Raw genomic sequence first — 12,542 nt, 5'->3', positions numbered from 1 at the left:
CGCGCCCGCCCCGCGTGCGCCGGGCGGCAGCGCCTCGCGCCACTGGTCCTCGTACCGCTCGTCGTCCTCGTACTCCCCCTCGGCGAGGTCGTCGGCCACCGTCGGGGGCGGGTCGACGATCCCCAGCCGGGCCCCGAGGAGCCGCAGCCGCTGCGGGATGGCGTTGACGGGGGTGGCGGTGACGACCAGCAGGCCGAACACGGTGAGCAGCAGGAGCAGGGGTACGGCGAGCACCTCGCCCATGGTGAAGATCAGGGGCTTGGAGGCGGCCCAGCCGATGAGCCCGCCCGCGTCCTGCATCGCCTCGGTGCCCTCGCCGCGGCCCGGCGCGCCACACGCGATGTGGACCAGACCGAGCACCCCGAGGACGAGCGCGGACAGCCCGATGACGATCCGCCCGTTGGCCTCGGGCCGCTCCGGGTACAGGATCAGCCGCACGGCGACGGCGCCCAGCAGTATCGGTACGAGCAGGTCCAGGCGGCCGAAGGCGCCGGTGACGAGCATCTCGACCAGGTCGCCGACCGGCCCTTGCAGGTTCGACCACGTGCCGGCCGCGATGACGAGGGAGATGCCCAGGAGCAGCAGCGCCACCCCGTCCTTGCGATGGGCCGGGTCGAGCCCCTTCGCACCGCGCCCTATGCCGCGGAAGACCGCCCCGACCCCGTGGGCCACGCCGAGCCAGAGGCTCCGTACGAGCCAGAACACGCCCCCGGTGGGGGACGGCGCGGGCTTGGGTACGGGCCGGGGGGCCGCCTTCTTGGCGGCGGCCTTCTTGGCCGGTGCCTTCTTGGCGGGCGGGGGGTTCTTCGCGGCGGGCTTCTTCGGCGCCGTCTTCTTCGCGGGCGCCGCCTTCGCGGCGCCGGTCGTACGGCCGGCGCGCGGCTTCGCGGTGCCCGCCGTGTCCTGGGAGCCCTTGCCGGACGTACGTGAGGCCATGGTGGTGAGGTTACCGGTGTGGACGCCCGCGGACACGTGTGCCCACCGCTTCACCCGATCGTGTCGGCCGGGCCGCGGGGCCGGGCCCGTACGGCATCTGACACGCCCTCAGCCGCCGTACGGGCCGGACGGCGCAGGTCAGTTCTGTGAGGGGAGCGCGGCCGGACCGCTTCCCGCGCCGGGCTCCAGCGCGTCCAGCGCCCGCCGCAGGCCGGTGAGTTTGCGCTCCAGGTGCGCCGCGGTCGCCACGGCGGACGCGTCGGCGGAGTCGTCGTCCAGCTGTTTGGAGAGCGCTTCCGCCTGCTCCTCGACGGCGGCGAGCCGCGCGGACAGTTCGGCCAGCACCCCGCCGGGCTCCCTGACCTCGCCCGCCCCGGCGAGCTGCCGTCTGAGCAGCTCGGCCTGCTCCTTCAACTGGCAGTTCTTCATGTACAGCTCGACGAACACGGACACCTTGGCGCGCAGCACCCAGGGGTCGAACGGCTTCGAGATGTAGTCCACCGCGCCCGCCGCGTACCCCCGGAACGTGTGGTGCGGGCCGTGGTTGATCGCCGTGAGGAAGATGATCGGGATGTCCCTGGTCCGCTCCCGGCGCTTGATGTGCGCGGCGGTCTCGAATCCGTCCATCCCCGGCATCTGGACATCCAGCAGAATGACCGCGAAGTCGTCCGTCAGAAGCGCCTTGAGCGCTTCCTCCCCTGACGATGCCCGCACCAGCGTCTGATCGAGCGCGGAGAGAATGGCCTCCAGCGCCAGCAGATTCTCCGGCCGGTCATCGACCAGGAGGATCTTGGCCTTCTGCACCATGGCCGCCCGCCCTCCTCGCCCCGGCATGGGGCGTCCCCTGCTCGTGGAGCTCGGAACAGCACCGGGCGCCGTCCCAGGGGACGTCTCCGCTACGCCGTCCGTCCTTGTGCCGGTCATGGTAGCCGCACCCCGCCCGTCGCCACACCCTGTCACCGTGATGTCACTGTGCACGAACTTGAAACGTCACGGGAGACCAGAAGGTTCCCCGCATAGTGCGCCCTCACACGCCGTCGGGCACAGTCGCGCAGGACATCCTGGCGAATCGTGCACACATTGATCACTTGTTGTGCATCCACTGATCCATCACCGACAGCAGATGATCCGGGTCGACCGGCTTCGTCACATAGTCGGAGGCACCGGATTCGATGGCCTTCTCCCGGTCGCCCTTCATGGCCTTGGCCGTGAGCGCGATGATCGGCAGACCCGCGAACTGGGGCATCCTGCGGATCGCCGTCGTCGTCGCGTACCCGTCCATCTCCGGCATCATGATGTCCATCAGCACGACCGTCACGTCGTCGTGCTGCTCCAGGACCTCGATGCCCTCCCGGCCGTTCTCCGCGTACAGCACCGTCAGCCCGTGCTGCTCCAACACGCTGGTCAGCGCGAAGACGTTACGAATGTCGTCGTCCACGATCAGCACCTTCTCGTGCGTGAACGCGAACGCCCGGCGCGGCGGCGCCGCCTCCTGCCGGCCCGTACCGGCGGCTCCCGAGGCCCAGGTCTCCGCCCGGCCGATCGGCACCCCCGAGGGCGCCGGGTAGCTCTGCCCGGTCGCCTGCGCCTCCTCCTCCGCGTTCTTGCGGCGGCGGCGGAACAGCGCGGCGGGCCCCGACATGTCCGGCGACAGCGGGCCGCTGTCGGGGCGCACCATCCCGACCGTCTCCGCCGCCGCGGACGCGATCGAGACCGGCGTCGACTGCGGGTCCATGCCCGCCGGAGTCAGCTGCGGATAACCCTGCGGGGGCAGTTCGCTCGCGTGCAGCGGCAGGTACAGCGTGAACGTCGAGCCGCGCCCCGGCTCGCTCGCCGCGTGGATCTCCCCGCCCAGCAGCCGGGCGATCTCCCGGCTGATCGACAGACCAAGGCCCGTACCGCCGTACTTGCGGCTGGTCGTGCCGTCCGCCTGCTTGAACGCCTCGAAGATCACCCGCATCTTGCCCGCCGCGATCCCGATCCCGGTGTCCGTGACGGAGAACGCGATGAGGTCCCCGTCCGGGTCCCGCAGCGAACCGGCCTCCAGCAGCTGCTCCCTGATGGCGTCCGGCACGTCCGAACCGGCCGGCCGGATCACCAGCTCCACGGCGCCGCTGTCGGTGAACTTCACCGCGTTCGACAGCAGGTTGCGCAGCACCTGCAACAGCCGCTGCTCGTCGGTGTGCAGCGTGGCCGGCAGCTCCGGCGACACCCGTACGGAGAAGTCGAGCCCCTTCTCCGCGGTCAGCGGCCGGAAGGTCGCCTCCACGTAGTCGACCAGCTGGACCAGCGCGATCCGGGTCGGGCTGACGTCCATCTTGCCCGCCTCGACCTTCGACAGGTCGAGGATGTCGTTGATCAGCTGGAGCAGGTCGGAGCCCGCGCCGTGGATCGTCTCCGCGAACTCGACCTGCTTCGGCGAGAGGTTCGTCTCCGCGTTGTCCGCGAGCAGCTTGGCGAGGATGAGCAGCGAGTTGAGCGGAGTACGCAGCTCGTGCGACATGTTCGCCAGGAACTCGGACTTGTAGCGCATCGAGACGGCGAGCTGCTCGGCCCGCTCCTCCAGCACCTGCCTGGCCTCTTCGATCTCGGTGTTCTTCACCTCGATGTCGCGGTTCTGCCGGGCCAGCAGCTCGGCCTTCTCCTCCAGCTCCGCGTTGGACTCCTGGAGCGCCTTCTGCCGGTTCTCCAGCTCCGCCGACCGCTCCCGCAGCTGCTCCGTCAGCTCCTGGGACTGCTTGAGGAGCACCTCCGTCTTGGAGTTGACGCTGATCGTGTTGACGCTCGTCGCGATCATCTCGGCGATCTGGTTCAGGAAGTCCCGCTGGATCTGGGTGAACGGCTGGAACGACGCCAGCTCGATCACCCCGAGGACCTTCCCCTCGAAGAGCACCGGCAGCACGATCACATGCGCCGGCGACGCCTCGCCCAGCCCGGACGAGATCTTGAGGTAGCCCGGCGGCACGTTGACCTGGATCGTGCGCTTCTCCTCGGCGGCCGTGCCGATGAGCGTCTCGCCCGGCCGGAAGGCCGTGGGCATCGCGCCCGCCGAGTAGCCGTAACTGCCGCGCATGCACAGCTCGTACGAACTGTCCCTGACGGCCTCCGACCCCACCTGCGGCGACCCGCCGGTCTGCATCGCGAGGAAGAACGCGCCGTGCTGCGCCGAGACGGCGGGCGTCAGCTCGCTCATGATCAGCGAGGCCACGTCGTCCAGGTCACGGCGGCCCTGCATCAGCCCCGAGATCCGGGCGAGGTTGCCCTTCAGCCAGTCCTGCTCCTCGTTGGCGAGGGTCGTGTCGCGCAGGTTCGCGATCATCGTGTTGATGTTGTCCTGGAGGACCTGGATCTCGCCCGCCGCGTCCACGTCGATCTTGAGGCTGAGATCGCCCCGGGTCACCGCCGTGGCCACCCCGGCGATCGCCCGCACCTGACGCGTCAGGTTCCCGGCCATCTCGTTCACCGACTCGGTCAGGTCACGCCACGTGCCGTCGACGTCCCGCACCCGGGCCTGACCGCCCAACTGCCCGTCCGTACCCACCTCGCGAGCCACCCGCGTCACCTGGTCGGCGAACGACGACAGCTGGTCGACCATCGTGTTGATCGTGTTCTTGAGCTCCAGGATCTCGCCCCGGGCATCGATGTCGATCTTCTTGGTGAGATCGCCCTTGGCGATGGCGGTGGTGACCGTCGCGATCTGCCGCACCTGGCCGGTCAGGTTGTCGGCCATCGAGTTCACCGACTCGGTCAGGTCCTTCCACGTACCGGAGACACCCGGCACCCTCGCCTGGCCGCCCAGCTCACCCTCCGTCCCCACCTCACGGGCGACCCGGGTCACCTCGTCGGCGAAGGACGACAGGGTCGTCACCATCGTGTTGACGGTGTCGGCCAGCTCCGCGACCTCGCCGCGCGCCTCGACCGTCACCTTCTTCGTCAGGTCGCCGTTGGCCACGGCCGACGAGACCCGCGAGATGTTCCGCACCTGACTGGTCAGGTTGTTGGCCATCGTGTTGACGTTGTCGCTGAGGTCCTTCCAGATCCCGGTGACCCCCCGCACCCGCGCCTGACCGCCGAGGATGCCTTCCGTACCCACCTCACGCGCGACCCGGGTGACCTCGTCCGCGAAGTTCAGCAGCTGGTCGACCATGGTGTTGACGGTCGTGACCAGGTCGAGGATCTCGCCCTTGGCGTCGACGGTGATCTTCTTCGACAGATCGCCCTTGGCGACCGCCGTCGTCACCTCGGCGATGTTGCGCACCTGCGAGGTCAGGTTGTTCGCCATGAAGTTGACGGACTGGGTGAGGTCCTTCCACGTACCGGACACCCCCTGGACCTCGGCCTGGCCGCCGAGCATGCCCTCGGTGCCCACCTCGCGCGCCACCCGCGTGACCTGCTCGGCGAAGTTCGACAGCTGGTCCACCATCGTGTTGAGGGTGTTCTTCAGCTCCAGGATCTCGCCGCGCGCGTCCACGTCGATCTTCTGCGACAGGTCACCGCGCGCCACCGCCGTGGCGACCTGCGCGATGTTACGGACCTGGGCGGTCAGGTTCCCCGCCATCCCGTTCACGGAGTCCGTCAGGTCACGCCACACACCCGCGACACCCGGCACCTGCGCCTGACCGCCGAGACGGCCGTCCGTGCCCACCTCGCGGGCGACCCGCGTCACCTGCTCCGCGAAGGCCGACAGCTGGTCGACCATCGTGTTGATGGTGTTCTTCAGCTCCAGGATCTCGCCCCGGGCGTCCACGTCGATCTTCTGCGACAGGTCGCCCCGCGCCACCGCCGTCGTCACCTGCGCGATCTGGCGCACCTGGTCGGTCAGGTTCCCGGCCATGAAGTTGACGGAGTCCGTCAACTCCTTCCACGTACCGCTGACGCCGTCCACCCGCGCCTGGCCGCCGAGACGGCCCTCCGTGCCCACGTCCCGCGCCATCCGCGTCACCTGGTCGGCGAACGAGGACAGCTGCGACACCATCGTGTTCACGGTGTTCTTCAGTTCGAGCATCTCGCCGGCCACGTTGACCGTGACCTTCTGCGACAGGTCACCGTTCGCGACCGCCGTCGTCACCTGCGCGATGTCCCGCACCTGGCCGGTGAGGTTACGGAACGCGGTGTTCACCGAGTCCGTGAGGTCCTTCCACGTCCCCGCCGCCCCGGGCACCTCCGCCTGACCGCCGAGACGGCCCTCGACGCCGACCTCCCGCGCGACCCGCGTCACCTCGGAACCGAACGACTGGAGCTGGTCGACCATCGTGTTGACGGTGTTCTTCAGCTCCAGCATCTCGCCCGCGACATCGACCGTGACCTTCTGCGACAGGTCACCGTTGGCCACCGCCGTCGTCACCTGCGCGATGTCCCGCACCTGTGTCGTCAGGTTCCGGAAGACCGTGTTGACCGAGTCCGTCAGGTCCTTCCACGTCCCCGCGGCACCCGGCACCTGCGCCTGGCCGCCCAGCACACCCGAGGCACCGACCTCGCTCGCCACCCGCGTCACTTCGTCCGCGAACGTACGGAGCGTCTCCGTCATCTGGTTGATCGTCTCGGCGAGCTGCGCCACCTCACCGCGCGCGCTCACCGTCACCTTCTGCGACAGATCACCGTTGGCGACGGCCGTGGTGACCTCGGCGATGCCCCGCACCTGGTTGGTCAGGTTCCCCGCCATCGTGTTCACGGAGTCGGTGAGGTCCTTCCAGACCCCCGCCACCCCCGGCACGGTCGCCTGACCGCCCAGCTCCCCCTCGGTGCCGACCTCCCGCGCCACCCGCGTGACCTCGGAGGAGAACGACGACAGCTGGTCCACCATCGTGTTGACGGTGTTCTTGAGCTGGAGCATCTCGCCCGCCACGTGCACCGTGACCTTGCGGGACAGATCCCCCTTGGCCACCGCCGTCGTGACGAGAGCAATGTCACGCACCTGCGCGGTCAACCGGTACGCCATCGTGTTGACGGAATCCGTGAGGTCCTTCCAGGACCCGGACATTCCGCGCACCTTGGCCTGGCCGCCGAGCTTGCCCTCCGTACCGACCTCCAGCGCGACCCGCGTCACCTCGTCGGTGAACGCGGACAGCTGGTCGACCAGATTGTTGACCGTACGGGCCACCTTGAGGAACTCGCCGCGCAGCGGCCGCTCCGCCCCGTCCTCGGACTGCGAGCGCAGCTCCATGCGCTGCTCCAGGTCGCCCTCGGCGACCGCCGACAGCACCCGGCCCACCTCGGACACCGGCCGCGCCAAGTCGTCCACCAGCGCGTTCGACGCGTCGATGGCCGTCGCCCAGGACCCTTCACAGGCCCCGGTCTCCAGGCGCTCCGTGAGCTTTCCCTCGCGGCCCACCATGCGCCGCACCCGCGCCAGCTCACCGGTCAGATGCAGATTCCGGTCCGCGACCTCGTTGAAGACGGCGGCGATCTCCGCCATCTCGTCGTCGCCGGAGACCGTCAGCCTCTTACGGAAGTTGCCGTCACGCATCGCCACCAGGGCGGCCAGCAGTCTGTTCAGCTCCGCCGAGTCCACCTCGGTGGTCCCGTTGTTCCGGGACCGTCCGCCTTTCGCGCGCGTGTTCACGCCACGCGCCGCCACGCCAGACTCCACCGTGTCCCTCCCGCAGGGTTCGAACGTACTGCCCGGGCTGTCTCCAAGAGCCTGCCCAGTGTTTCACCCCGGCCCAACCAGGCCATAACAGATCGGCAGCTTCGCATAGGGTCCCCGCAACCGGGGGACGGAAACAGTTGCAACCGGCATCCGCTCGGACCGTGAAGGTAAGTAACCTGGCATCCGGCTGTCCAACCGCCCCGGTCCGCCCGGCGGGGGTGGTGTGGCGAAGGTACTACCACCGGGCACCTGGAGGGGCGGGGCCGATCATGGCGGAGCCGGGTATCGACACGCGTACGAGGAGTTCTGTGATCACCGCCCGGGCGGCTGCCACCTTCGAACCTGTCGGGCGGTCCGTCGCGATCGCCCGCGCCTTTGTCCGCGACACGCTCCAGGGCTGGGGATACTCCGACGTCGTGGACGACGCCGTCGTTCTCACCAGCGAACTCGTCACCAACGCCGTGGTCCATGCCGGTACCTCCGCCGACGTGCTCTGCCTCCGTACGGAAGACGGGGTCCGCGTCGAGGTCGCCGACCGCTACCCCGAGCGCGAGGTGCCCATACAGGGCACAGGACACGCGTTCGCCAGCCTCGACAGCGAGAACGGCCGGGGACTGCTCCTCTGCGCGGCCCTCGCCGCCCGCTGGGGCGTCGAATACACGCCCACGTACAAACAGGTCTGGTTCCAGCTCGACCTTCCCGAACGTGCGATCGGCACCCGCTCCGCCGGCCCCGTCCTCCCCACCAGCATGCTCCCCGTCGCCGACGAGCGCGTACGGGTCGCCGTCGTCCAGATCGACGCCACGGGCACCGTCGCCGGCTGGAACGAGGACGCCGAGCACCTCTTCGGACACCCGGCCGACCAGGTCGTCGGCAAACCCCTCACGGACTTCGCCGCCTGGCCCCACACCCCCGGCCTCGGCTCCGGCATCGCCGAGGCGCTCCAGCTCTCCCGCTGGGAGGGCAGCTACGGCATGCGCGTCGCCGACGGCCGGGTGATCGCCGTCTACGCCTCCCACCTCCGGGTCCGCGACACCCACGGCGAACCGTCCACGGTCTGCCTCCTCGTACGGGACTACGAACGCGCGGTCATCCAGACCCCGCCCCGGGCCCCCTCCACGGAGGCGGGCTCCGAGAACCGCGCCGCCGACCCCTTCGAGGTCTTCATCGGCTCCCCCGCCCCCGACGACCTCGACGGCCTCCTCCAGCGCACCGTCGAACGCGCCCGCGACATGCTCGACGGCGACGCCGCCTTCCTCCTGCTCGCCACCGACGACGAGACGGAACTGGAAGTACGGGCCAGCACCGGCCTCCCCTCCGCCCGCCAGCGCTTCGCCCGCGTCCCCGTGGAGGCCGGCACGGGCCGGTACGGCTCCGCCCGCATGCCCGCCGTCCACGAGGACCTCATCGCCGTCCCCGGGGCCGTCCCGCTCCTCGGCGGCACCGGCATGCGCTCCGTCGTCACCGTCCCCCTCAAGGTCGAGGGCCGCCTCACCGGCTCCCTCGGCGTCGCCGCCGAAACCGCGGGCCGTTACTCGAACGAAGAGGCCCTGCGCCTCCAGTTCGCCGCCGACCGCATCGCGCTCGCCGTCGAATCGGCCCGCCTCGGCGAGCTCGAACGCCTACGCCGAGGCTCCCTGTCCTTCCTCGTCGAGGCCTCCGACCTGCTCGCCGGCACCCTGGACCGCGACCAGACCCTCGCCCTCATGGCCCAGATGACCGTCCCCACCCTCGCCACCTGGTGCGCCGTCTACACCATCGCCGACCAGTCCTCCGATCCGTACCTCTCGTACGTCCTGCACGAGGACGAGGACCGCATCGACAGCCTCAAGGCCCTCCTCGCCAAGATCGACCCGCCGGAACCGGTCCCCACCCCCGGCGCCCGCATCTGGACCGCCCCCGCCGCGGCGGCCCACGAGGCGGCCCTCCGCACCTCCATGCGCGAGCTGGGCGGCGGCTCGGCGCCGGTCTCCTCCGGCATCGGTACGACCCTGGCGACCGCGGCCGCGGTCGGCGGCGAGACCGTGGTCCTGCCCCTGGTGGCCCGGAACCGCGTCATCGGCATGCTGACCCTCGGCAAGCCCTCCGACGACCACTTCCGCCAGGAGATCCTCGAACTCGCCGAAGACCTCTCCCGCCGGGCCGCCCTGGCCCTCGACAACGCCCGCCTCTACTCGGAGCGCACCGCGATCAGCCAGGCCCTGCAACGCAGCCTGCTGCCCCCGGGCCTCCCCCAGATCCCCGGCGTCGAGGTCGAGGTCATCTACCGCGCGGCCGGCGAGGGCAACGAGGTCGGCGGCGACTTCTACGACCTGTTCCCCATCCGCGACGGCGCGTACGGCTTCGCCATCGGCGACGTCTGCGGTACGGGCCCCGAGGCCGCCGCCGTCACCGGCCTCGCCCGCCACGCCCTGCGCCTGCTCGCCCGCGAGGGCTTCGCGGGACCCGCCGTACTGGAACGGCTGAACACCGCCATCCTCGACGAGGGCGCCCGCAGCCGCTTCCTCACCCTGCTCTACGGGGAGTTGTGGCCCCAGGAGGACGGCAGCGCGGTCCTCAAGATCGTCTGCGCCGGCCACCCGCTCCCGCTGCGCCTGCGCCCCGACGGCACGGTCGAACCGGCGGCGGAACCACAGCCGTTGCTGGGCGTCATGGAGGATCTGGAGCTGTACGAACAGGTGATCACCCTCGATCCGGGGGACGTCCTGCTCTGCGTCACGGACGGCGTCACCGAACGCCGCGAGGGCACCAGGATGTTGGGCGACGACGGCCTGGCGGACGTCCTGGCCACCTGTACGGGACTCACGGCGGGCGCGGTCGCGTCGCGCATCCTGCGCGCGGTGGAGCGTTTCGCGGCGGAACCGGCCTCGGACGACATGGCGATCCTCACCCTCCGCATCCCGGAACCGCACCTGGCCTAGAGCGGGTTCGGCCCGGCCGCGGATGCGGTGACCCGCGGCCGGACAGCTCCCGTCGTGTTCACATGACGGTCAGTGGTGGAACGCGGATCCGAAACGCGCACCGGGGATGGGTGCGGCGAGCGTGCCGGGGCCGAAGCTCACCGAACCGGTCGCCGTGAGACCGGAGGCGGTGCCGGGGAAGACCCACACGGACCCGTTGCCGCCGTTCTCGGCGGGCGCCCCGACGGCGACGTACGTGCCGACGACGGTCGTACGGGTACCGAACCGGTCACCGTTCTCGGCCGCGCCGGGCACTCCGGCCGTGTCCTGGCTGAACGACTGGGCGCCGGTGCCGGTGACCCCGGCCGCGCTTCCGCGCAGGACGGTGAAGTTGCCCGCGTCGGTCACCGCGCCCAGGTCCTCACCGGGGACCCCGGCGACGACGTCCGCGTACCCGTCGCCGGTGACATCACCGACGGAGACGTCGGTGCCGAAGCGGTCGCCGCTCTCGCCGGTCCCGGGGACGTCGGCGGTGTCCTGGCCGATGAGGGTGGCCCGCGCCGCGAGCCCGGTCGCCGTGCCGCGCACGACACCCACCAGACCGCCGCCCGCTGCCGTGGGGCGGCCGAAGACGACGTCCTGCCGTCCGTCGCCGTCGACGTCGCCGAGGGCGATGCTGTCCACGGACGCGGTGTCGGGGGACGCGATGAACTCCCCGGCCACCAGGCCGTTCGCCGTGCCCTTGAACAGCCGCAGCCGGGGCGGCGGGACCGTCCCGCCGCCGCCCGAGTCCTCAGAGCCGCTGCTGACCACGAGGTCGGTCGTACCGTCGCCGTCGACGTCACCGGCTTCCATCGCGTACACGGGGACGTCCACGTCGACGAGGGGGCCGGTGCGGGCCGCACCGCCGTCACGGGTGAAGGGCCCGTACCGCGTCTGGTAGGCGGTCGCCAGGTCCAGGTGCCCGTCGCCGTCGAAGTCTCCGGCGCGGGTCTCCGCCCGGCCCTCGCCGATGTTGGCGGCGGTGGCGAGCCCGCCCACGCCTCCCCAGAGGACGGTGTGCAGCCCGGCGTCCGGCGTACTGCCGATGTCCTCGCCGGGGGTGCCGACGATCAGGTCGGTGTATCCGTCGCCGTCCAGGTCGGCGGCGGTGAGGTTGGTGCCGAAGCCGTCACCGGTCTCCGAGGTGCCGGGGATCGCGTAGCGGTCCTGGCTGATGATCTGTCGCTTGACGCCGTCGGGGCCGTCGGCCATGCCGTAGACGACGGCGAGATACCCGGCGCCGGCCTGGCCGTTGACGGTGCCACCCGGGGCGGCGATCGCCACGTCGGGGTACCCGTCACCGTCGAAGTCGGCCCGCGTGGACACCGAGGCGTCGAGGGCCCGTGCGCCGGCCGGACGGTCGTCGGCGTACGACACGGCGGGGGCGGCCCCCGTCACGGCGATGACGACGGCGGCAACAGCGGCGGCGGACAGGTGCGATCTATGGGAGGACAAGGCAAACCCCTTGGGATGGCGAGCGGTTGGCCGCGATTCTCACGCGCTCGGCACCAAGGAGACCCGCACCGGGCCTCAAGGGTTGTACGCCGTCCGGCCACCTCACGTTCACCTGGACCCACCCGGCCGGCCTCACCGCGGGCCCAACGCAAACAAGGCCCCCGCCAGAGGCGGGAGCCTTCTTGTCAAACGTGGAGCCCCAATGCGGAATCGAACCGCAGACCTTCTCCTTACCATGGAGACGCTCTACCGACTGAGCTATTGGGGCTTGAAGAATTGCCCCGCACCATGAGGTGCGAGGCAATTCCTGCAAAGATTGTTCGGCGGCGTCCTACTCTCCCACAGGGTCCCCCCTGCAGTACCATCGGCGCTACGAGGCTTAGCTTCCGGGTTCGGAATGTAACCGGGCGTTTCCCTCACGCAATGACCACCGAAACACTATGAAGATATCCGAAAAGCTGGATGACAACACGGCTCTTCGTTACTTCAGAACTAACACAGTGGACGCGAGCAACTGAGGACAAGCCCTCGGCCTATTAGTACCAGTCAGCTTCAACCGTTACCGGTCTTCCACATCTGGCCTATCAACCCAGTCGTCTACTGGGAGCCTTAACCCCTCA

4 protein-coding genes, 1 tRNA gene, 2 rRNA genes and 1 pseudogene are annotated in these 12,542 nt (G+C 70.2%); 1 reads left to right on the top strand and 7 read right to left on the bottom strand.

Features of this window, described 5'->3' with window-relative positions; translation table 11 throughout:
• From GT042_RS27290 to GT042_RS27280, 3 genes and pseudogenes are all read right to left on the bottom strand, one after another.
• Positions 1-936, bottom strand: a pseudogene (locus GT042_RS27290) (cell division protein FtsK); the annotation flags it as partial.
• 138 nt (positions 937-1,074) lie between these two features.
• Entirely contained in the window at positions 1,075-1,743 is a 669-nt protein-coding gene (locus tag GT042_RS27285; RefSeq protein ID WP_161311384.1) for a response regulator, read from the bottom strand.
• A 277-nt stretch (positions 1,744-2,020) separates the two neighbouring features.
• A complete protein-coding gene (locus GT042_RS27280) occupies positions 2,021-7,525 on the bottom strand; it encodes a HAMP domain-containing protein (protein WP_345943939.1) in 5,505 nt (1,834 codons plus the stop codon).
• Positions 7,526-7,794: 269 nt separating this feature from the next.
• On the opposite strand from GT042_RS27280, the gene GT042_RS27275 reads away from it, so the two are divergent.
• Positions 7,795-10,446, top strand: a complete 2,652-nt coding sequence (locus tag GT042_RS27275) for a SpoIIE family protein phosphatase (RefSeq protein WP_161311383.1) — start codon at positions 7,795-7,797, stop codon at positions 10,444-10,446.
• A gap of 69 nt (positions 10,447-10,515) precedes the next feature.
• Here the strand turns inward: GT042_RS27275 and GT042_RS27270 are convergent, their stop codons facing one another.
• From GT042_RS27270 to GT042_RS27255, 4 genes are all read right to left on the bottom strand, one after another.
• On the bottom strand, positions 10,516-11,922 hold the full coding sequence (locus GT042_RS27270; protein WP_161311382.1) for an FG-GAP-like repeat-containing protein: 1,407 nt from the start codon (positions 11,920-11,922) through the stop codon (positions 10,516-10,518).
• A 192-nt stretch (positions 11,923-12,114) separates the two neighbouring features.
• Positions 12,115-12,190, bottom strand: a tRNA-Thr gene (locus GT042_RS27265).
• 50 nt (positions 12,191-12,240) lie between these two features.
• Positions 12,241-12,357, bottom strand: a 5S ribosomal RNA gene (gene rrf, locus GT042_RS27260).
• A gap of 81 nt (positions 12,358-12,438) precedes the next feature.
• Positions 12,439-12,542, bottom strand: a 23S ribosomal RNA gene (locus GT042_RS27255); the annotation flags it as partial.

Source organism: Streptomyces sp. SID3212, assembly GCF_009865405.1.
Lineage (GTDB): Bacteria > Actinomycetota > Actinomycetes > Streptomycetales > Streptomycetaceae > Streptomyces.
The sequence above is the reverse complement of the archived record's forward strand: the minus strand, read 5'-3'. Positions and strand labels throughout refer to the sequence as shown.